The organism is Bradyrhizobium icense (assembly GCF_001693385.1).
Classification (GTDB): Bacteria; Pseudomonadota; Alphaproteobacteria; order Rhizobiales; family Xanthobacteraceae; genus Bradyrhizobium; species Bradyrhizobium icense.
The window spans coordinates 6,114,346-6,136,133 of record NZ_CP016428.1; the positions used below are offsets into that span (position 1 = coordinate 6,114,346).

Consider the following 21,788-nt stretch of genomic DNA (forward strand, 5'->3'; position numbering starts at 1 on the left):
CCGCGAAGGCGGGTGATCCAGTATTCCAGAGGCCGCGGAGATTTAACGGCAAGCCGCGGCGTACTGGATACCCCGCCTTCGCGGGGTATGACGACAAGATGTGTGGCGGTCACCGCGGCTTTCCCCTCAGTGCTTCCCCGCCCCCATATAGCCGAACAGGAATCCCGCCACCTTGCGCTTCTGGATTTCCTCGCTGCCCTCGGTGATGCGATAGCGGCGGTGGTGGCGGTAGATATGCTCAAACGGCTTGTGGCGCGAATAACCCATGCCGCCGTGCACCTGCATGGCGCGGTCGGCGGCCTCGCAGCACAGGCGGTTTGCCCAGTAATTGCACATCGAGACCCGATCGGAGAGCGTGTGTTCGACCTGGGCCTGGGTGAGCTGGTCCATCTCCCACGCGGTCTTGCGGATCAACAGCCTGAGCATCTCGGCCTGCGTCGCCAATTCCACCAGCGGCCACTGGATCGCCTGGTTCTCGGCCAGCGCCTTGCCAAACGGCTTTCGCTCGCGCGCGTATTTGACGCTCTCGTTGATGCAGTAAACGGCTGCGCCCAGCGAGCTCGCCGCCTGCCGGATGCGGTTCTCGTGGACGAAGCATTGTGCCAGCGAGAGCCCCCGGCCCACCTCGCCGAACAGTGCATCTTCGGGGACAAACACATCCGTGAAGCTAACGCGCGGATGGTCGGTCGGCATGTTGAAGGTCCACAGATATTCCTCGACCTTCACGCCCTCGCTTCTAGCCGGCACCAGGAAGCAGGTGATGCCGCGCGCGTCGCCGTCATTGCCTGATGTCCGGGCAAACAGCGCGCAATGGGTCGCGACATGCATGCCGGTGGTCCACATTTTCTGGCCGTCGATGATCCAGCCCTTGATGTTGTCACGCGTCGCCTGCACGGCCCTGGTTTCCATATGCGTCGCGTCGGAACCATGATCAGGCTCGGTGAGGCCGAAGGTGATGCGGTATTTTCCAGTGATCGAGCCTTCGATCATCGCCTTCTGCTCGTCGGTGCCGTAGCGGTCGAGCATGGTCACGAGCGGCAGGTTGCCGACGATCGAGTGCTCGTTCTGCAGATCATTGTGCAGACCGAGGCCCTTTGCGGCGAAATGCTCGCGGATCACGGCCATCCAGAGGTTGGAACCGTCCTTGCCGCCATAGCGCTTCGGGATCGCGAACCGCAAATGGCCGGCGGCGTCGGCGAGATTCTTGGCCTTGCGCAGCAGCGCTTCCCATTCATGCCGCGGCAGGCCGCCGTTTTCGAAATCGGTGCGCGACCATTCACGGCGATGATCGAAAAAGCGGATGTTGTCATCGGCCTCCTCCAGCGGCTTGATCTCGCGCGCGATAAAGCGGTCGAGTTCGTCGAGATAGGCTGTGAGGTCGGCAGGCAGGTTGAAATCCAAGGCGGTCTCTCCCGGAAATGTCGTTTATTGCTTTTGCGTCTAGGCGCTACGCGGCGCTCCTGCTCGGATCGATTTAGGTTGGAACACCCCGCCCAAGTCAAGCAACGGAATGAAGCTTGGCACGCGCGGGGGCCTTGCGTAATTGGATGGTTTCAGCCGCCGGGCTGGCGCTATGATCGCAGCCAATATTCTTCGCCGCAGAAAATCGAAACGGGAGCAGACATGGACCTGAAATTCTCCAAGGTGACGCGCAAGGGACCGATCACGATCATCACGCTGTCGCGGCCCGAAGTGTACAATGCGCTGCATATCGATGCGCATTTCGAGCTCAACAAGGTGTTCGACGACTTTTCCGCGGACCCTGCGCAATGGGTGGCGATCGTCACCGGTGCCGGCGACAAGGCGTTCTGCGCCGGCAACGATTTGAAATGGCAGGCGGCCGGGGGAAAACGCGGCTGGGACAAGGGCGGCTTCGCCGGCCTCACCTCGCGCTTCGACTGCGACAAGCCGATCATCGCCGCGGTCAACGGCGTCGCGATGGGCGGCGGTTTCGAGATCGCGCTGGCCTGCGACCTCATCATCGCCTCGGAGAATGCGACCTTCGCCCTGCCCGAGCCGCGCGTCGGCCTCGCCGCGCTTGCCGGCGGCGTGCACCGGCTGCCGCGCCAGATCGGGCTGAAGCGCGCCATGGGCATGATCCTCACCGCACGCCACGTCTCGGCCAAGGAGGGTCTTGAACTCGGTTTCGTCAACGAGGTGGTTCCCGCCGGTGAGGCGCTCGCGGCGGCGGAGCGCTGGGCGGAGACCATCTGCAAGAACTCGCCGATGTCGATCCGCGCCTCCAAGCAGGCGATCCAGCGGGGGCTTGAGGTCTCGCTGGAACAGGCGATCGCCGAACAGCGCGAATATCCCGCGGTGAAGGCGATGGCGGCGTCCCAAGATTACATCGAGGGGCCGAAGGCGTTTGCGGAGAAACGTCCGCCGAAATGGCTGGGGCGGTGAGATCCTCGTGTCCCGGACGCGGTGCGGCGCATGGCGCCGCTCCGCAGAGCCGGGACCCATGGCGCCGCGGATGGACCCCGGAACAGCAGCGCACCGCCATAGCGTGTCGAAGACGCGCGTAAACGCGCTTATGGCACTGCACAGCATCCGGGGAACGCCGGCGAGACGGCGGTCGCACACCCTACTTATTCCCCAACTCCCTCTTGTACGACGCGTAGTTCGGCTGATCGACGGCGAGCTTGTCCATCGTGGTCTGCCAGAGATGCTCGGCCAAGCCCGGCCTCTGCAGATCGACTTCGCCTTTGGCGATCTTCTCACAGAGCGCTCGGTTGAGATCGATCAGCGAACCATCGGCCCCGAGCAATTGCTTCAGCCGCGCGGCCTCCGCTGCATCGCTCCCCTGCTCCAGCGCCAGTTGCCGCGTGACGAGGTCCAGCGCGTTGATGCCGACGCGGAGCTTGAAGGCGTTGTGGCCTTTGATCTCGGGCGCTATCTCGTTGCGGAGGAAATCCGCGACCGCCTTGATCAGTTCGGTGGGTGTCGGTTCGTCTTGCATCTCACTTCTCTTCTTTTGCGCATGATCTTTTCCGAAAACCGGCCTCCACTTTTCGGGATCATGCGCGCGGCGCAAGCAATCGTAGCAGATCGATCTCCGTCTCCGACGAGCGGCGGCCAATCATGGCACGTTCCATCGAATGATCGGGGCCTTGCCGGAAGCGCTGCATCATGCCGCAGCACATGATGCCCCAGCGCAGCGTGCCCATCACTTCCCAGAACGTCACTCTGATAGGATCGACTTTGCGGCCGGCTTCCTCGTAGCCGGCGAACAGTTCCTCGCGCGACCCGAAGCCTCCGACGGGTTTGTCGATTTCGCCGAACCGCCAGGAGTTGACGCAGATCCACCCCAAATCTTCCATCGGGTCGCCGAGATGGGCGAGCTCCCAGTCCAGCACCGCGCGCACGCCGTCGGGGCCGATGATGAGGTTGCCATGGCGGAAATCGCCATGCACCAGTGTCACCTCTTTCGACGGCCCGGGATCGCGCTCGCGTAACCAGCGAAGGGCGAGTTCGAACACGGGTCGGGGCCAGTTGAAGCTGCGGTATTCCCGCTCGAGGTCAGCGATCTCCTTTGTCGCGCTCATCTCGCGCAGCTTCGGCAGTTTCGTAGCCGGCAGGCCATGGATGCCGGCGATCACGCGGCCGAGCTGCCGCGCCAAAACCGGACGTGCCTTGGCGAACTGTTCATCGCGCAGAATCTTGCGCGCGATGGTCTCCCCCTCGATGCGCTGCATGATGAAGCCGCGGCCGAGTTCGTCCTCGGGCTTGAGCACATGCATCACGCGCGGCGACGGCAGGCCGGCGTCATGGGCCAATTGCATCAGCGTGGCCTCGGCATCCAGCCCAGCGGCCCGTCCCGGCGAAGCGCCATAGCCCGGCGGCGCGCGGCGCAGGATGGCTCCGACATTGCCGCTTGCGTGCACGATGTCGAACGTCCAGGTTTCCTGGCTGGCGCCGCCGGAAAGTTTGGCGGCGCCGGTGACGCCGGTCGCTCCCGGATACCAGGCGGCGACGCAGCGCCCGAGTTGTTCCTCGATCATTTGCCTTTGAACTTGGCGGGGCGCTTTTCGAGGAATGCGCTAACGCCTTCCTTGAAATCCTCCGCCGCGCCCGCGATGCGTTGCGATTCGAATTCGAGGTTGAGCTGTTCCTCGAAGGAATTTTCCGGGCTGTCCCAGTAGAGCTTTCGGATCAGCGACAGCGCGATCGTCGGACCATTGGCGAGCTCATGCGCGAGCTTCATCGCCTCCTCCATCAGAACTGCATCGTCATAGACGCGGTTGACGAGGCCCCATTCCAGCGCCTTCTCGGCCGGCAGCCGCTCGCCCATCAGCGACAGTTCGACCGAGCGCGCCTTGCCTATCATGCGCGGCAATAGCCAGGTCGAGCCGCAGTCCGGCACCAGGCCGATGCGACGGAACGCCTGCAGGAAATAGGACGAGCGCGCGCAGAGGATCATGTCGCCCATCAATGCAAAACTCATCCCGGCGCCCGCGGCGGGACCGTTGACGGCGGTAACGAGCGGACAATGCAGCCGGCGAATGCGGCGCAGGAACGGATGAAAGCCGATCTCCAGCGATTGCCCGGCGTTGCTCTTGCCGGGCTTCTGGTTGTTGCGGCCCTGCAGGTTGGCGCCGGTGCAGAAGGCGCGCCCGGCGCCGGTCAGCACGACGCAGCGCACCTCCTCACGCTTGTCGTCGATCGCATCGAGTGCTTCGCCGAGCCCGCCCAGCATGTCCATCGAGACCGCGTTCATGACCTCCTGATGGTCGAGCTTGAGAACGGCGACCGCGCCGTCGATATCGAGCGTGACGTGCTTGAACTGCATTGTTTCCTCTTAACTTGTGTTTACGCGCTATTTCGCTGCGCGGAAGACCGGATGGTCCATATTTGATTTTCCTGGCTGTGTTGTCCATGCTTGCACCAGAACATCTGCCCACCACCGGGCGCAACTCTGTTGCCAAACAAATGGAAACATCCAATGAGCATCTTTGACCTCACCGGCCGAACAGCGGTCATTACCGGCGGCAATGGCGGCATCGGCCTTGGCATTGCGCAAGCGTTGAACGCCCAAGGCTGCAACGTCTCGATCTGGGGCCGCAATGGCGAGAAGAACGAGAGTGCGGCAACGACGATGTCGGCCGGGCCCGGCAAGGTACATACGCAGATCTGCGACGTGACCGATCCCGCCTCCGTCAAGTCCGCGATGACGGCCACGCTCGATACGTTCGGCCGCGTCGACGGCTGCTTTGCCAATGCCGGCATCGGCGGCGGCGGACGGCGCGCCTTCATCGACCGCACCGAGGAGGAGTGGCGGCGCATGTTCGCGACCAATCTCGACGGCGTCTTCCATGTCTTTCAGGCCGCCGCCCGCCACATGACCGAACGTGCGGAAGCCGGCGACAAATTTGGCCGGCTGGTCGCGACTTCCAGCCTCGCCTCGCTGTTCGGCACCGCCCGCAATGAGCATTACGCCGGCACCAAGGCGGCGCTGAACGCGCTGTGCCGGGCGCTCGCGGTCGAACTCGCGCGTTACGGCGTCACCGCCAACGCGATCCTGCCCGGCTGGATCAAGAGCGACATGACTTCGGGGCTGATGGCCAACGACAAATTCGTTGCCAACGTGATGCCGCGCATTCCCCTGCGCCGCTTCGGCGAGCCGAGCGATTTCGGCGGCATCGCGGTGTACATCATGAGCAAGGCGTCGTCGTATCATACGGCGGATTGCTTTGTGATCGATGGCGGGTATACGGCGTTTTGAGGGTGGTTGACGTAGGCGACCTCAACGCTGTCGTCCCTGCGAACGCAGGGACCCACAACCATGGATTCCAAATGTAGGCAACGCTGTAGCGACAACTTCGCAGAAACATGAGCATTTGTGGTTATGGGTCCCTGCGTTCGCAGGGACGACAGCGAATATGCGTTAGCCTTCTCGCGACGCATTGCGCCCGAGGTTTGCTCTTCACTTCCCGCCCTCTCATTTAGAGGGTTAACGCCAGCATGGCGGCGCCAGAACCACACGACTTCGCCGTACACGATCACCACGCACGTCGGTCATGGCTTTCGTGTCCATCGCATCTCACCGCACGTTAGTGACGATGGCCAACGCCCCTCATCTGCCGTGAGACGGACGGAGTTATGCCGGTGATTTGGGTGAGAACGAAAGCGGAATATTTCTGATTCCGAGGCTTGACACGATTTCGGAAAATCAGAAGTCATTTGCCCGTCGTCGGGCAGTCACGTCACAGGTGCCGTAGAGTGCTACCCACCATCACGAACCGTGCTCGAGGATGGCTGGTGGGCACGGCGCTGACGCCTTTGCCCACCACGAATTCGCGTCACCTTACCCCCACGGGCCGCGCGAGGCCGAGGGGCGGCCCCATGGGCCGCGGCCCGGATAGTTGGCGCGCGCGGTGGCGGAGAAGGTGCCGCCCTGCGCGCCCATCTGCGCCGCGAGCTGCTGCAGCGCGGCGATGCGGTTCTCGGTCGAGGGGTGCGTCGTGAACAGATTGTCCATGCCCTGCCCCGACAGCGGGTTGATGATGAACATGTGCGCCGTTGCCGGATTGCGCTCGGCTTCCGGATTCGGGACCACATGCGCCGCATTAGCGATCTTGGCCAGAGCGGACGCAAGCCACATCGGCTGGCCGCAGATGCGCGCGCCGAGATCGTCGGCGGCGTATTCGCGCGTCCGGCTGATCGCCATCTGCACCAACATGGCGCCGAGCGGGGCCAGGATCATCATGGCAATCGATCCGATGATGCCCGGACCGTTGTCGCGGTTGCCGCCGAAGAACATGCCGAACTGCGCCAGCATCGAGACCGCACCGGCAATGGTCGCGGTGATGGTCATCAGCAGCGTATCGTGATTTTTGATGTGCGCGAGCTCGTGCGCGATCACGCCGGCGAGTTCTTCGCGGCTGACCGACTGCACCAGACCCGCGGTCACGGCGACCGCCGCGTTCTGCGGATTGCGGCCGGTGGCGAAGGCGTTGGGCTGCGGCTCGTCCATCAGGAACACGCGCGGCATCGGCAGACCGGCGCGGCCGGCGAGTTCAGCCACGAGATTGAAGAGGTCGGGCGCCGTGCGCTGGTCGACCTCATGGGCGCCGTACATCGACAGCACCATGCGGTCCGAATTCCAATAGGCGAAAAGATTGGTCGCAGCCGCGATCACGAGCGCGATCGTGGCACCGGTGGCGCCGCCGATCAGATAGCCGACGCCCATGAAGAGGCCGGTCAGACCGGCCAGCAGAATGGCAGTCTTAAAATAGCTCATTGTCGTCTCCTTGCCGCCCGCGGCTGAACGCCGTGGCAGGCATCCCAGAGGTAGGAACTCACCCGAGACCGCTTCAAGATGCCAGGGTGCGTCGAGGCGCCGCGTTTGGCGACAGGAACCAACGCGCCAGCCGGATTAACGATCCGTAATCCGGTGGGATCGCGTGGCTTTTCGGCTATCGGAAGGGGCCGCTTGTAGAATGCCCGCGCCGCCGTCTACATTGCCCGGCAACGAGCAGCGTGATGGGCGGCCCGGGAAAGTGAAGTGGCAAGCAATTTGCGTTTGTTCGTCTGGAAAAATCTGTTCGTCCGGAAAAACTGGGAGGAAATTGAAGAAATGTTTTCGCATGTAATGATCGGCACCAACGACCTCGACAAGGCCAAGGCGTTCTATGACGCATTGCTCGGCACGCTCGGTGTGCGGCCGGCACGGGTCGACGGCCACCGCATTTTCTACATCACCAAGACCGGAATATTCTCGGTGACCAAGCCGATCAACGGCCAGCCCGCGACGCCCGCCAATGGCGGCACGATCGGCTTTGCGGCCGAATCGCCCGAACAGGCCGACGCATGGCACGCGGCCGGCATCGCCAATGGCGGAACGACCTGCGAAAATCCACCGGGCATCCGCGAAGGCAGCACGGGCAAGCTCTATCTCGCTTATTTGCGCGATCTCGACGGTAACAAGATCTGCGCGATGCACCGCATGCCGGCGTAAACGAAGATTGTAGGGTGGGTTTAGCCGAAGGCGTAACCCACCCTACGCAGCACAGATTGCGGCAAAATCGAAGGAACGTCAGGCCATGAAGCGATCTGTCATCTCATTGGCGGCGTCCGCCGCGCTATTCGCAACTATCACGCTGCCCGCCCACGCCGAGCTCGATGTCGCCACCCTGCAGAAGGCGATCGAAGCCTCGCTCGCAAGCGACTATCCGAAGCTCGACGCGCTCTACAAGGAAATCCACGCCCATCCGGAGCTGGCGTTTCAGGAGGTAAAGACCGCCGCGAGACTCGCTGCGGAAATGCGCGCGCTCGGCTTTGAGGTCACCGAGAAGGTCGGCAGGACCGGGCTGGTCGCCATTTACAAAAATGGCGACGGCCCGACGATCATGGTGCGCACCGAGCTCGACGGCCTGCCGATGGAAGAGAAGACCGGCCTCGACTATGCGAGCCGCGATAAAGCCAACTGGAACGGGCGGGAGGTGTTCGTCGCCCATAGCTGCGGCCACGACATCCACATGGCGAGTTGGGTTGGAACGGCGAAGACGCTGCTCGGCCTGAAAGACCAGTGGCGCGGCACGCTGATGTTCATCGCCCAGCCGGCGGAAGAAATCGTGGCGGGCGCCAAGGCCATGCTGGCGGATGGCCTGTTTACGCGCTTTGCCAAACCCGATATCGCCTTCGCCCTGCATGCCGGTCCGTTCTCTCATGGCACGGGCTTCTATCGCACAGGAGTAGGCTCGTCCGCTGCCGACGGCCTCGATATAACATTCCACGGCCGCGGCGGTCACGGTTCGGCACCGCACACGACCGTCGACCCCGTGGGAATAGCGGCGCGCTTCATTGTCGAAGTGCAAAGCGTGATCAGCCGTGAAAAAGACCCGACCGAATTCGGTGTCGTGAGCATCGGCGCCATTCACGGTGGCACCGCTCCAAATATCATCCCCGACTCGGTGCGGCTCTCCGGCACCATTCGCTCCTACAAGCCCGAGGTTCGCGCCAAACTACATGCCGGGATCGAACGAACGGCAAAGGCCGCTGCCGCCATGTCAGGTGCACCCGCGCCCGATATCAGAATTGTCGAGGGCACCAAGCCCGTCATGAACGATCCCGACGTGGTCGCCGCCACTGCTGAAGCGTTGAAGACGGCATTTGGCGACAAGTTCAGGGTTTCGCCGCCGGGGACCGCCAGCGAGGACTTCTCCGAATACGCTGGCGCAGGCGTGCCGTCGATGATGTTCAACATCGGCGTTTATGACCAGGAAAGTATCGACGCAGCACGCAACGGCACCGGCCCGCCGATACCGTCAAATCATTCACCGCTGTTCGCGCCGGTGCCGAAGCCGACCATCGGAACCGGGGTCACCGCCATGACGCTCGCGGTGCTCAGCGCGTTCGATCGGCACGCCAGGCGCAAATGAATTGTAGGATGGGGGTAGAGCCAACGGATCAGCCGTGCCCGGCCCCGTTGGCTCCACCAATCCTACACACTACGCGCTTGCCATGAGGCGGAAAATCGTCGCCGCGCGCCCGCGCTTGTGCAAGCCCTCTCCTCCCGTCTACATTGCCGGCCAACGAGCCGAGCGCGCCCGCAGATAAATGGTCTGCGCAATGGGAGGAAATAATCCATGAAACACGCCTACATCCCGCGAACGACGACCTACAACCTCAATCCGGGCGAAGAACTCAACGATTTGCGCATGTCGGACGAAGTTCGTCCGCTCTACGAGCACGTCAAGAAATTCATCCGCGAGACCGTCGATCCGATGTCGGTGGAGTTCATGCGGCTCGGCGAGGGCAAGAAGGACCGCTGGAGCTTTACGCCGGAGCAGTTCGCGGTGCTGCAGAAGGCCAAGGACAAGGCCAAGGAAGAAGGCCTGTGGAATTTCTTTCTGCCCGATGCCGAGACCGGCGAGGGCCTGAAGAATCTCGACTACGCCTATATCGCGGTCGAGCTGGCGAAGAATCCGCTGGCCTCGGAAACCATGAACTGCTCGGCGCCCGACACCGGCAATATGGAAGTGCTGGAGCGCGTCGGCACCAAGGAGCAGAAGGAGAAGTGGCTGAAGCCGCTGCTGGCAGGCGAAATCCGCTCGGCCTACGCGATGACCGAACCCAACGTTGCCTCCTCCGACGCCAAGAATATTTCGACGACCGCTAAACTCGTCGGCGACGAATGGGTGATCAACGGCGAAAAATACTACATCTCCGGCGCCGGCGATCCGCGCTGCAAGATCATGATCGTGATGGTGAAGACCAATCCCGACGCGCCGCCGAGCAAGCAGCAGTCGCAGATCCTGGTGCCGATCGACACCCCCGGCGTGGAGATTCTGGGCCCGATGCACGTGTTCGGCCACGACCACGCGCCGCGCGGCCACATGCATCTGCGCTTCAACAATTGCCGGGTACCGAAGGAGAACATTTTGCTCGGCGAAGGCCGCGGCTTTGAAATCTCGCAAGTTCGGCTCGGGCCGGGCCGCATCCATCACTGCATGCGCACCATCGGCAAGGCGGAAAAGGCGCTCGACCTGATGGTGTCCCGCGGGCTCACCCGCGAAGCCTTCGGCAAGAAGATCGCCCATCTCGGCGGCAATCTGCAGATCATCGCCCAGGCGCGCTGCGAAATCGAGGCGATGCGGCTGATGGTACTGAAAGCCGCCAAGGCAATGGATGTGCTCGGCAACAAGGAAGCGCGGATCTGGGTCAGCATGGTCAAGGCCATGGTGCCGGAGCGTACCTGCAAGATCATCGACCAGGCGATCCAGATGCACGGCGCCACCGGCATCTCGCAATGGAGCCCGCTCGGCGAGATGTACCAGGACGTCCGCCATTTGCGCTTCGCCGATGGCCCGGATGAAGTGCACTGGATGGTGGTCGGAAGGCATGAACTGAGCATGCCGTAAACTTCCCCCCTCTCCCCGTTCTTCACGGGGAGAGGGTCGGGGTGAGGGGCTGCTTTCGCAGAAGCAGCAGGCAGCAAGTTCGCGGAGAGCCCCCTCACCCGCCGCGCTCTCGCGCGTCGGCCTCTCCCCGCACGCGGGGCGAGGCACAGACCTCCCCCGGAGCAGGCAGCCATGCAATACGACCCCGGCGACCTAAAACCCCGCGAGCGCTACAAGGTGCTCACCTCCTTTGTGCTGCCGCGGCCGATCGCCTGGGTGACGACGATCGGGCCGACCGGCGTGGTCAACGCGGCGCCGTTCAGCTTCTTCAACGTGTTCTGCGAGGATCCGCCGCTCTGCATGTTCGCCGCCAATCTGCGGCCCGACGGCCGCGTCAAGGATACCGTGATCAACATCCGGCGGACTAACGAGTTCGTCGTCAACATGACCGACGAGCCGCTCGCTCGGGCGATGCACGAAAGCAGCGGCGATTTTCCACCCGAGGTCGGCGAGCCGGACTATCTCGATCTCAAGCTGGCGCCCTCGACGAAAATCGCCGTGCCGCGGCTGGCGGATGCGCCGTTTGCGATGGAATGCAAAACCTGGAAGGAGATCGACGTCAACGGCGACCGGCTGTTGGTGATGGGCGAAGGCATCCACTTCCATATCCGCGACGATTTGTGGGACCACGCCGCTATGCGCGTGCACATGGAGCGCTATCATCCGATCGGCCGTATGTTCGCGGATCGTTACTGCCGGACCGACGACCGCGTGGTGTTTCCACCGGCGGAAGGGGCGAAGACAGTGGTGTAGAAGTAGGATGGGTGGAGCGAAGCGATACCCATCAGCATCACGAACGGTATTGATGGGTATCGCTTCGCTCCACCCATCCTACACGCTACTACGAATTAGCCACCGGCCTATGCGCACGCAGGAAAGACCGGATCTGGCGCACCGCGAGCGGCACCCGCTCTTTCGGCTCCTTCCACGGAAACAGGCTCACTTCCGCGTTCGGCGCCAGCATCGCGCTCTCCATGGCGACCGCGTAAGGATGGGCCGGGATGTCGTCGGGCAGGATAAGCACCGGCGTCTGACACTGGCGGACGAAATCACGCGTCACGGTAAAGACGAAGTCGGGATCGGTGCGATACATCCGCGTCAGGAATTTTTCCGCCTGCTCCATCGCGATGTCGGGCCGGCGTTTTGTCAGTTCCGGCGCCCAGCCGGTCATGTTGTTATTGTAAAACAGGTCGCGCATTTCGGGACGCGAGCCTGACGGCATCGCCAGTACGGCGGCGACGACGCGATCCGGTACGCGCTTGATCAGATTCCAGATCAAGGGCCCACCGATGCAAAAACCCAGCACCATGAATTTTTCAAAACCGAGGTGATCCATCAGCGCGAGCTGGTCGTCGGTATGGGAATCCCAGGGACGCTCGATCTCCAGCGGGCCGGTGGATTGGCCGGGCGGCGCGTTGCGCAGGTCGTAGGCGATGCAGCGATATTCGTTGCCGAACTCCTTGACGGCATTGAACGGCGGATAGTCGCCGGTGATGCCAGAGATGTTCGAATTCAATCCGCCGCCGGCGATCAGGAGCAGCGGGAAGCCGGAGCCGGCTTCCTCATAGTGGATGCGGACAGCGCCCTTTTCGAAGAAGCTCATGGTGGTTTCCTCCTGCCCTGTCGGACGCGCGGGACCTTTGTTGGTTGTTTATCGAGAGTCCCCCACCGCCAGCCATCACCCCTTCGCGGGCTCGCCGATCTTGTCCTGCGTCCTGGTATCGAAATCGCTCGCCTCATGCCGCTCGTGCAACTGGCTTGCCGGATCGCCGGAGATGCGGTTGACCATGCGCCCGCGCTTCACCGCCGGGCGCTTGGCGATCGCGTCGGTCCAGCGCTGCACGTTCTTGTATTCATGCACCGACAGGAATTCGCCGGCGCCGTAGACCAGGCCTTTTGCCAGCGCGCCGTACCATGGCCAGGTCGCCATATCGGCGATCGTGTATTCGTGGCCGGCGAGAAATTCGTTATCGGCAAGCCGTCGATTGAGCACGTCGAGTTGGCGCTTCACCTCCATGGCGTAGCGGTCGATGGCGTATTCGATCTTGGTGGGCGCGTAGGCGTAGAAATGGCCGAAGCCACCGCCGAGAAACGGCGCGCTGCCCATTTGCCAGAACAGCCATGACAGGCATTCGGCCCGCGCCGGACCGCTCGCCGGCAGGAAGGCGCCGAACTTTTCGGCGAGATGCATCAGTATCGCACCTGATTCAAACACCCGGATCGGCTCCGGTCCGCTGCGGTCCATCAGCGCGGGAATCTTCGAGTTCGGATTGACAGCAACAAAGCCGCTGCCGAACTGGTTGCCGTCGATCTTGATCAGCCAGGCGTCGTATTCCGCGCCGCTATGACCGGCGGCAAGCAGCTCCTCGAACATGACCGTGACCTTGACGCCGTTGGGAGTAGCCAGCGAGTAGAGCTGGAACGGATGGCGGCCGACCGGCAGCTCCGCCTCATGCGTAGGGCCTGCGATCGGCCGATTGATGGCGGCGAACCGGCCGCCGCTTTCCTTGTTCCAGGTCCAGACTTTCGGCGGGACGTATTCGGCGGGCTCGGTGGTGGGGGCGTCGGTCATTATGTGGGCTCCAGGCTTCTTCGGCCGTCTCGCGATTGCGTGATCTGTCGCGCGGCGGCCGGTGCAATCCATGTAAGGTTTCGTATCAGCACCGCAACAGAACAAAAAGCGCGCAAAAGTCAGAGGAGGAATGCGCCATGCAGCGCCTGCCCTGATTGCACGAGGCAAGTGTACTCGGAGCAATGCTCCTGTGGCTGGTGTATTCGAGATCGGTCATAATGGAGGTGTCGCCAGCAAAGAGACCATCCACATGCTCCCATCACAGCGCGCCTTGTTCGAGATACCGCGCCAGATCTGTTACCTGAACGCCGCCTCTTTCAGCCCGCTGCCGCTTCGAACGCTGGAGGCCGGCCGCGCCGCCGTTCTCCGCAAGGGCACGCCGTGGACGCTCGAGGCATCCTTCGCCAACCAACAGAATGAACGCGCGCGCCTTGCTGCCTCCCGGCTGATCAATGCCGAGGCCGCCGATATCGCGCTGATTCCCTCGGTCAGTTACGGCGTTGCGACAGCCGCGAAGACTCTGCCGATCGCCCGCGGCACGCGCGTGATCGTGCTGGAGAACGATCACTCCTCTCCGGTGCTCGAATGGCATACGCGGGCCGAGGCAGAAGGGTTCACTGTCGAGACGGTGCGGCAACCTGACGATGGCAACTGGACGGCGGCGGTGCTCGGAAACATCGAGCGATCCGGCGCACCGCCGGTCAGTCTGGCCTCGATCTCATCGGTGCACTGGTCGGACGGCGGGTTGATCGATGTCGACAAGGTCGGCGCGGCACTCCGGCAGCGGGGCGCTGCCTTTCTCATCGACGCGACGCACAGCACTGGCGTACTGCCGACCGACGTGAAGCGTCTCGACCCGGATTTTGTGATCTTCCCGACCTACAAATGGCTGCTCGGCCCTTACGGCCGCGCCTTTCTCTATGTTGCCAAACGTCATCAAGGCGGTATCCCGCTTGAGCAGACCGCGTCCGGCCGCTGCAACGTGCGCGCCGATAACGCGGTCTATTTCACCGATCTCAGTTACGTTCCCGATGCGCGGCGCTTCGACATGGGCGAGCGCGACCATTTCATCTCGATGGAGATGGCCTCAATCGGCATGGAGATGATAGCTGAATGGGGCGCGCCGGCCATTGTGCAACGTCTCACGATGCTGACGGAGCGGATCGCGCAAGCCGTGCGCGGCATCGGCGTCCACGTTCCCGAACCTCATCTGCGGGCGCCGCATGTATTGAGCCTCGCCTTCAAGGGCGGAATGCCGGCGGACCTCGTCGAAGGATTGGCAAGCGAAGGCGTCTATGTCGCACCACGCCTGGGGCGCATGCGCATCTCGCCCCACGTCTATAATGATGAGACTGATGTCGACCGGTTTGTTGAGGTGTTGAGCAGGCGGCTGCGGCGCTGACATGTAGGGTGGGCAAAGCGAAGCGTGCCTACCATTCGCGCTATCGAACCGGCGAGATGGTGGGCACGGCGCTTGGCGACTTTGCCCACCCTACGGCGGCCGCTTACGACGCGGCCAGCTTGCGCGTCATCTCTGCCCTTTCCATCACAAATCCCTCATAGCCCTTGGCCGCGACGTCGTTGCAGATCTGCCTGTACGGGCCGACGCCGCCGATATAGGGCATGAAGATGCGTGGCTTGCCGGGGACGTTCGCGCCCATGTACCAGGAGTTGGCCTGCGGATAGAGTGTAGTGGAGGCGACCTCGTTGACATGGTCGACCCATTGGTCCTCGGCCTCGGTGGCGGCCTCCATCGTGTCGAGCCCGCGGTCGCGTATGTAAGCGAGACAGTCGGCGATCCAGTCGACATGCTGCTCGATCGACACGATCATGTTCGACAGCACCGACGGGCTACCGGGGCCGGTGATGACAAACAGGTTGGGAAAGCCCGCGCTCATCAGGCCGAGGTAGGTGCGCGGGCCCGCGGCCCATTTTTGATTGAGCGTCTGGCCGTCACGGCCTTTGATATCGATCTTCGCCACCGATCCCGTCATGGCGTCAAAACCGGTCGCCAGCACCAGCGCGTCGACTTCGTAGTTTTTGCCGGCCACGCGCACTGCGTTCTCGGTGATCTCCTCGATCGGATTCGATCTGATGTCGACCAGCGTCACGTTGGGACGGTTGAAGGTCGCGAAGTAGTCGGTGTCGATGCAGATGCGCTTTGAACCGATCGGATGATTGTTCGGCTGCAGCAGTTTCGCCGTGTCGGGATCCTTGACGATCTCGGCGATCTTGTCGCGGACGAAATTTGCGGCAGTGTCGTTGGCCACCTTGTCGAGCGCAAGATTGTTGTAGACTGACATGAAGGTAAGCCCGCCGCGATTCCAGCGCGCCTCGTATTTGGCGCGACGCTCATTGTCGCCGTCATCGAGCGCGCCGCGGTCGGGCATCTCGGTGTAAATGCCGTTCTTCGCCACCTCGCGCGCAAAGCGCCGGATCTCGGGATAGTTGGCGCGGAATTTCTGCCGCTCTTGTTCCGTCAGCGATGCGTTGCGCGCGGGGATCGAGAAATTCGCCGTGCGCTGGAATACCGTGAGATGGCTTGCCTGTTCGGCGATGACCGGCACCGACTGAATCCCTGACGATCCGGTGCCGATGACGCCGACGCGCTGGCCCGTGAAATCGATCGTTTCATGCGGCCAATGGCCGGTGTGATAGACCTTGCCCTTGAATTGATCGAGGCCCTTGATGTCGGGCATCCGCGCGTTCGACAGGCAACCGGTGGCGAGCACGACGAATTTTGCGGTGACCGTCTTGCCGTCGGAGGTCGTAACCGACCACAGCGAAGTCGTCTCGTCGAATTCGGCGCTGTCGACGCGAGTGTCGAACTGGATGTCCCTTCGCAAATCGAAGCGGTCGGCGACGTGATTGGCGTATTTCAAGATCTCAGCCTGCGGCGCGTAGCGCTCGCTCCAGTCCCATTCCTGCTGCAGCTCCTCCGAGAACGAATAGGAATACTGCATGCTCTCGACGTCGCAGCGTGCGCCGGGATAGCGGTTCCAGTACCAGGTGCCGCCGACGCCGCTGCCCTGCTCGTAGACCCGCGCCGTCATCCCCTGCCCGCGCAACCGGTGCAACATATACATGCCGGCAAAGCCCGCGCCGACCACGACGACGTCGTAGGTCTCGGGCGATTTGGCAGCGGCGGACGGCATGGCGGACATGAAGATGGGCTCCCTGAAATATTCTTTTGGTTGATTGGCAGCATTCTCTCGATAGCGCCAAAGCGCAAGACGCAAATCGGCGGGTGGGCTTTGCATATTTTGCTAGGTGGAATGTTTTGTCCCCTCATGGTGAGGAGGCGCGTCAGCGCCGTCTCGAACCCTGAGGCCCGTGGCCCATCCTTCGAGACGCGGCCCAAGAGAGCCGCTCCTCAGGATGAGGTCGGTGTGTGTTGCTACGCTTGGCATTCACGCCTGTATTGGGCTAGCGTTCCGCCAACACACAAACCAACAATGAGCGGCTGGCCCGCGGTCGCCACAGGGAGCGCATACCATGAAATCGCCGATCTGCGACATGCTGGGTATAGAATTCCCCCTGCTCGCCTTCAGCCATTGCCGCGACGTCGTGGCCGCTGTCAGCCGCGCCGGCGGGTTTGGCGTATTGGGAGCGACCGCGCACTCGCCGGAGACGATCGAACAGGAACTGAAATGGATCGACGACCGCACCGACGGCAAGCCCTATGGGCTCGACGTTCTGATTCCGGAAAACATTTCGACCGCGGGCGAAAAGGATGTCACCTGGAAGAGCCTGGAAGCGCGGATCTCGCCGCAACATCGCGACTTCACCCGCAACCTCCTGAAGAAATACGGCGTCGAGCTGACGACCACCAACGTCACCGACAACCAGCCGCAGCCGTTCGACGCGCAGCGCGCACTCGACGTGCTCGAAGTTTCGTTCCGTCACCCGATCAAGCTGATTGCGAACGCGCTCGGTGTGCCGCCGAAGCAGATGATCGACATGGGCCGCAAGCATGGCGTGCCGGTCGCCGCACTCGTGGGGTCCAAGGAACATGCGCTGCGGCAGGTCGCTGCCGGCGTCGATATTTTGGTGGCGCAAGGCACCGAGGCCGGCGGCCATTGCGGCGAGGTCTCTACCATGGTGCTGGTACCCGAGGTGATCAAGGCGATCAAGCCGGTGCGCGACGTGCCGGTGCTGGCCGCCGGCGGCATCATGACGGGTAAGCAGATGGCGGCCTGCATGGCGATGGGCGCCGCCGGCGCTTGGACCGGATCGGTGTGGCTGGCGACGGTGGAATCGGAGACCACGGAAATTTTCCGCGAGAAGATGATCGCGGCGTCCTCGCGCGACGCCGTCCGCTCCAAGGGCCGCACCGGCAAGCCGGCGCGGCAATTGCGGTCGGTCTGGACCGATGCATGGGACCGCGGGCCGGATAGCCCCGGCGCTTTGCCGATGCCGTTGCAAAGCATCATCAGCCGCGATGCCTTCAACTCGATCGACCGCGCGGCCGCCGCAGGCAACGTACAGGCGCGCGATCTCGTGACGTACTTCGTCGGCCAGGGCGTCGGCCTGATCGACAGCGTGAAATCGGCCGGCGCCGTGGTGCAGGAGTTCAAGGAAGATTTTGCCGATGCGGTGGAGCATATGAACATGCTGATGGAGGAGTGAGTGCCCACCATTGCCGAGCATGAAGTCAGATGGTGGGCACGGCGCTATGCGCCTTTGCCCACCCTACGAGATTAGAAAGCGAAACAAGAAAAAATGTCGAACTCTCCCCTCCTCGAAGACCGCATTCCCGTCATCGTCGGCGTCGGTGAAATCGTCGACCGGCCAAAGGACATCGCCGATGGCCTCGAGCCGCTGGCGTTGCTCGAGCAGGCGGTGCGGCGCGCGGAGGCCGATAGCGGCGCAAAGCTGCTCGGCGAACTCGGCTCGCTCGATGTCGTCAATTTCCTGAGCTGGCGCTACCGCGATCCCGAGAAGCAGCTTGCAACGCGGCTCGGCGCCAATCCAGCGCATTGCTATTACGGCCCGGTCGGCGGCGAGAGCCCGATCCGCTACATTCACGAAGCCGCACAACGCATCGCGCGCGGCGAATGCAGCGTGGCGGTGGTCTGCGGCGCGGAAGCGCAATCGACCGCGACCAAGGCCGAGCGCGGCGGCATCTCGCTGCCATGGACACCGTTCGCCCATGACGTCGAGGAACCGAAGCGCGGCGCGGCGTTTCAGAAGCCGATGGCGGTAAAGCTCGGTGTGTTCCGCCCCATCACGGTCTATCCGCTCTATGAATCCGCCACGTCAGCACATTGGGGCCAGACGCCGCGCGAGGCGCTCGCCGAATCCGGCGAGCTGTGGTCGACCTATTCGAAAGTGGCGTCCGAGAATCCCAATTCGTGGCTGAAAAAGCGTTTTGCACCAGAGGAGATCATCACGCCGACGCCGGAGAACCGGCTGATCGCCTGGCCGTATACAAAACTGATGGTGGCCAATCCGACCGTGAACATGGGCGGGGCGGTGCTGCTGACGTCGCTGGCGAAAGCGCGCGCGGCCGGAGTCGCGGCGGATCGCCTGATCTATCCGGTCGGCGGCGCTTCCGCCGAAGAGCCGCGCGACTATCTGGTGCGCGACCAGTTTTATGAAAGCCATCCGCAGAACGCCGTGCTGAAGGCGGTGATGGACATCGTCGAAGGCGACGGCAGGAAATTCGGCGCCATCGAGCTCTATAGCTGCTTCCCCTGCGTGCCGAAGATGGCGCGGCGGACGCTGGGTCTCGGCCCCGACGTGCAGCCGACGGTGACCGGCGGGCTCACCTTCTTCGGCGCGCCGCTCAACACCTACATGACGCACGCGGCCTGCGCGATGGTGCGGAAGCTGCGTGAAGGCGGCAAGCTCGGCCTGCTCTACGGCCAGGGCGGCTTCGTCACCAAGCATCATGGCCTGGTGCTGTCGCGCGAGGAGCCGAAAGAGGCGCTCAAGCAGGACACCAGTGTCCAGGCCGAGGCCGACCGCAACCGCCGCCCGGTACCGGACTTCGTCACCGAGGCTTCAGGCAAGGGCAAGGTCGAGAGCTTTACCGTGATCTACACGGGCAAGGGCGAGGTCGAGCACGGCGTGGTGATGCTGCGCACCGAGCAGGATGCGCGGGCGCTGGCGCGTGTGCCCGCTGGTGACGCAGCGACGCTGGCGCATCTCCTGGACATGGACCGCACCCCGGTAGGATCGGTCGGCTCGATCGTCACGGCTGACGACGGCGTGCTGGAGTGGCGGGTGGGATAGCCGGAAAGACCACGCCAACGATCGCCGCATCAGCCTATGTAAACCTTGCCGGTAGCATATCGCGACCGGCCGACGCGCGGCGCCATAAACAGAAGGGCCAGCGTGAGCGGGCCCAGCTTTCCGGCGAGCATCAGCAGGACGATGATGACGCGACCAAACTCGTTGAGTTGCGCAGTCAGGCCGCGTGATAGTCCCACCGTCCCAAGTGCGGAGGTAACCTCGAACAGCACGTCGAGAAGCTGCGCGTCATGGGTGACCAGGACAAAGAAGGTGGCTGTGACAATGAGCGTTCCGGTCAGCACGATAAGGGAAAACACGCGAGTGACGTCGTCGAGCGTTATCCCCCTGCCGAACGCGCTGACCTGCGATTCCTTTCGAACGAACGAGACGCACGCGAGCACCATCACCAGGAAAGAAGATACCTTGATGCCGCCTGCAGCCGAGGTGCTGCCGCCGCCAATGATCATCAGAGTGATCGTCAGGAGCGACGTGCCGTCCTGAACTTTTGCGAAATCGATGGAGTTAAACCCGGCTGTTCGCGGCGTTACACCCTGGAACCAGGATGAGAGCAGTTTTTCACCAACCGTCATGCTCCCCAACGTGTCCGGGTTGCTCCACTCGAGCACGGCAAACGCCACTGTCCCCCAAAGGAGCAGGGCTGCCGTGCCGGCGAGCGTGAGTTTCGAGTGGAGCGTGAGCGCCCACCAGGTACGACGTGCGGCAATGTCGTCGATCACTCCGTAGCCCAGGCCGCCGATCACAAAAAGCAGTGAGATCGTGAGGATGACGATCCAACTGCCTGCCCAGGGCGTCATGCTTGCCGAATGCAGGCCAAACCCGGCATTGTTGAAGGCGGACACGGAGTGAAAAACAGCGTACCAGATCCCCTGCCAGCGACCCATCTCCGGTATCCAGACGTAGGCCAACACGATCGCCCCCAGCACCTCTGCCAAGAGGGAGATCCTGAGGACCTGCCAGGCAAGCACCAGCACATCGTGGATGGAAGTCCGGTTGAGATCGTCACGCAAATAGATCTTATGCTGAAAGCCGATCGGCATGCCCAACGCACGCAGCATCAGCACGGAGAACGTGATGATGCCGATCCCACCGATCTGAATGAGGCAAGCTACGATGGCCTGCCCGAACAAAGTAAGGTCAGACCCGGTATCCACCACCGCAAGGCCGGTGACGGTGATTGCCGATGTTGCGGTGAAGACTGCGTCCGACCACGTAATCGGCCGCGTCGTTGCGAAGCCAGCGCCCAGCTTCAAGAGCACTGCACCAAACACGACCAGGCCAATGTACAGGAAGCAAAGGACCAGCGGTGGCGGCAGCCGGTCGATCAGGCGCTTCAGCGGCATCGGCTACAGGCTCGCCGCGAGCCGTCGCAGCACATCGGGGCGGCCGACGAACAACAGTTTATCGCCACGCCTCAGAAAGTGTTCAGTATCCAGTTCAAACGAAGGCGAAAAGCCCTGCCCTCGCACGAGGCCGACCCAATACAAATCCTTGTATCCACTGATGCCCAGCGCCGAGAACGGGTGGCCGTCAAATTTGTCGGGAACATCGACGTTCACGGCCGAGTAGCCGTTGCCGAGCGGCATATAGTTACGAAGGAAAGGGCTATGCAGCGTGTGGGCGACGTGAACACCGGTATCATGTTCCGGCTGCACCACCCTGTCAACGCCGATACGAGACAGGATGCGGTGATGGGTCCTGCTGTTCGCCTTTGCCCAAATCGTCGAGACGCCGATCAGCTTGAGATTCATCGAGGCCACAATGTTGGCCTCCAGGTTCTCGCCGATCGCAACGATAGCCACGTCGCATTCGGCCACCCCTGCCTCGCGGAGTGCATCGTCATCGCGTGCGTCAGCCACGATTGCGTGGGCAATCTTGTCGGCCAGAGGCGTGACCTGCGTCTCATTCGCATCGATGCCGATGACACGATCGCCCAGCCGCGTCAGTTCGAGCGCGATGGTGCTTCCGAACTGACCGAGACCGATCACGGCGTATGTGCGCTGGCCTGCTGGCATTGAGAATTCTCCTCGTGCAGCCAACTTAGTCACAAGCTTGCAAAG

General features: G+C 62.7%; 19 protein-coding genes. 9 read left to right on the forward strand and 10 right to left on the reverse strand.

The genetic code is table 11. From position 1 onward, the window contains the following. Positions 1-126 precede the first annotated feature (126 nt). The gene (locus LMTR13_RS28540) at positions 127-1,401 is read right to left on the reverse strand and encodes an acyl-CoA dehydrogenase family protein (protein WP_065730682.1); all 1,275 of its coding nucleotides are present in this window, start codon (positions 1,399-1,401) and stop codon (positions 127-129) included. Between the two features lie 222 nt (positions 1,402-1,623). Between LMTR13_RS28540 and LMTR13_RS28545 the strand changes: the two genes are divergently transcribed. Further along, complete coding sequence (locus LMTR13_RS28545; RefSeq protein ID WP_028350950.1) at positions 1,624-2,403, forward strand: enoyl-CoA hydratase-related protein; 780 nt, start codon at positions 1,624-1,626, stop codon at positions 2,401-2,403. 181 nt (positions 2,404-2,584) lie between these two features. On the opposite strand, the gene LMTR13_RS28550 is transcribed toward LMTR13_RS28545, so the two are convergent. From LMTR13_RS28550 to LMTR13_RS28560, 3 genes are read right to left on the reverse strand one after another with little or no spacing between them, the layout of a single operon-like run. Next, positions 2,585-2,959: a DUF6285 domain-containing protein gene (locus LMTR13_RS28550; protein ID WP_065733038.1), complete on the reverse strand. Its 375-nt coding sequence runs from the start codon at positions 2,957-2,959 to the stop codon at positions 2,585-2,587. A gap of 58 nt (positions 2,960-3,017) precedes the next feature. Continuing rightward, a complete protein-coding gene (locus tag LMTR13_RS28555; protein WP_065730683.1) occupies positions 3,018-4,001 on the reverse strand; it encodes a phosphotransferase family protein in 984 nt (327 codons plus the stop codon). Continuing rightward, positions 3,998-4,789, reverse strand: a complete 792-nt coding sequence (locus tag LMTR13_RS28560) for an enoyl-CoA hydratase/isomerase (RefSeq protein WP_065730684.1) — start codon at positions 4,787-4,789, stop codon at positions 3,998-4,000. The genes LMTR13_RS28555 and LMTR13_RS28560 overlap by 4 nt, the downstream gene beginning before the upstream one ends. A gap of 153 nt (positions 4,790-4,942) precedes the next feature. On the opposite strand from LMTR13_RS28560, the gene LMTR13_RS28565 reads away from it, so the two are divergent. Continuing rightward, entirely contained in the window at positions 4,943-5,722 is a 780-nt protein-coding gene (locus LMTR13_RS28565; protein WP_065730685.1) for an SDR family NAD(P)-dependent oxidoreductase, read from the forward strand. A 582-nt stretch (positions 5,723-6,304) separates the two neighbouring features. On the opposite strand, the gene htpX is transcribed toward LMTR13_RS28565, so the two are convergent. After that, the gene (gene htpX, locus LMTR13_RS28570) at positions 6,305-7,240 is read right to left on the reverse strand and encodes a zinc metalloprotease HtpX (protein ID WP_065730686.1); all 936 of its coding nucleotides are present in this window, start codon (positions 7,238-7,240) and stop codon (positions 6,305-6,307) included. 336 nt (positions 7,241-7,576) lie between these two features. Between htpX and LMTR13_RS28575 the strand changes: the two genes are divergently transcribed. The 4 genes from LMTR13_RS28575 (at position 7,577) to LMTR13_RS28590 (ending at position 11,654) form a co-directional block, all read left to right on the forward strand. Continuing rightward, positions 7,577-7,957, forward strand: coding sequence for a VOC family protein (locus tag LMTR13_RS28575; protein ID WP_065733039.1), 381 nt, complete (start codon positions 7,577-7,579; stop codon positions 7,955-7,957). A gap of 85 nt (positions 7,958-8,042) precedes the next feature. Beyond that, on the forward strand, positions 8,043-9,380 hold the full coding sequence (locus LMTR13_RS28580; protein ID WP_065730687.1) for an amidohydrolase: 1,338 nt from the start codon (positions 8,043-8,045) through the stop codon (positions 9,378-9,380). Positions 9,381-9,587: 207 nt separating this feature from the next. After that, positions 9,588-10,862, forward strand: a complete 1,275-nt coding sequence (locus LMTR13_RS28585) for an acyl-CoA dehydrogenase family protein (RefSeq protein WP_065730688.1) — start codon at positions 9,588-9,590, stop codon at positions 10,860-10,862. 171 nt (positions 10,863-11,033) lie between these two features. Continuing rightward, on the forward strand, positions 11,034-11,654 hold the full coding sequence (locus LMTR13_RS28590; RefSeq protein ID WP_065730689.1) for a flavin reductase family protein: 621 nt from the start codon (positions 11,034-11,036) through the stop codon (positions 11,652-11,654). 88 nt (positions 11,655-11,742) lie between these two features. On the opposite strand, the gene LMTR13_RS28595 is transcribed toward LMTR13_RS28590, so the two are convergent. Beyond that, positions 11,743-12,504 carry an alpha/beta fold hydrolase gene (locus LMTR13_RS28595; protein ID WP_065730690.1) on the reverse strand — a complete coding sequence of 254 codons (762 nt, stop codon included), beginning with the start codon at positions 12,502-12,504 and terminating at the stop codon, positions 11,743-11,745. A 75-nt stretch (positions 12,505-12,579) separates the two neighbouring features. Continuing rightward, positions 12,580-13,473: a glutathione-dependent disulfide-bond oxidoreductase gene (yghU, locus tag LMTR13_RS28600; RefSeq protein WP_065730691.1), complete on the reverse strand. Its 894-nt coding sequence runs from the start codon at positions 13,471-13,473 to the stop codon at positions 12,580-12,582. Between the two features lie 250 nt (positions 13,474-13,723). Here yghU and LMTR13_RS28605 point away from each other — a divergent pair, with 250 nt between their 5' ends. After that, positions 13,724-14,875 carry an aminotransferase class V-fold PLP-dependent enzyme gene (locus LMTR13_RS28605; RefSeq protein WP_065733040.1) on the forward strand — a complete coding sequence of 384 codons (1,152 nt, stop codon included), beginning with the start codon at positions 13,724-13,726 and terminating at the stop codon, positions 14,873-14,875. A 103-nt stretch (positions 14,876-14,978) separates the two neighbouring features. On the opposite strand, the gene LMTR13_RS28610 is transcribed toward LMTR13_RS28605, so the two are convergent. Further along, complete coding sequence (locus LMTR13_RS28610; protein ID WP_065733041.1) at positions 14,979-16,637, reverse strand: flavin-containing monooxygenase; 1,659 nt, start codon at positions 16,635-16,637, stop codon at positions 14,979-14,981. A 331-nt stretch (positions 16,638-16,968) separates the two neighbouring features. Between LMTR13_RS28610 and LMTR13_RS28615 the strand changes: the two genes are divergently transcribed. Together LMTR13_RS28615 and LMTR13_RS28620 are read left to right on the forward strand one after the other, a co-directional pair. After that, entirely contained in the window at positions 16,969-18,102 is a 1,134-nt protein-coding gene (locus tag LMTR13_RS28615) for a nitronate monooxygenase (protein ID WP_065730692.1), read from the forward strand. Between the two features lie 93 nt (positions 18,103-18,195). Next, positions 18,196-19,710, forward strand: a complete 1,515-nt coding sequence (locus LMTR13_RS28620) for an acetyl-CoA acetyltransferase (RefSeq protein ID WP_065730693.1) — start codon at positions 18,196-18,198, stop codon at positions 19,708-19,710. Between the two features lie 29 nt (positions 19,711-19,739). Here LMTR13_RS28620 and LMTR13_RS28625 read toward each other — a convergent pair whose 3' ends face one another. Both LMTR13_RS28625 and LMTR13_RS28630 read right to left on the reverse strand, forming a co-directional pair. Continuing rightward, on the reverse strand, positions 19,740-21,071 hold the full coding sequence (locus LMTR13_RS28625; protein ID WP_065730694.1) for a TrkH family potassium uptake protein: 1,332 nt from the start codon (positions 21,069-21,071) through the stop codon (positions 19,740-19,742). 3 nt (positions 21,072-21,074) lie between these two features. Then, positions 21,075-21,743, reverse strand: a complete 669-nt coding sequence (locus LMTR13_RS28630) for a potassium channel family protein (protein WP_065730695.1) — start codon at positions 21,741-21,743, stop codon at positions 21,075-21,077. Positions 21,744-21,788 lie beyond the last annotated feature (45 nt).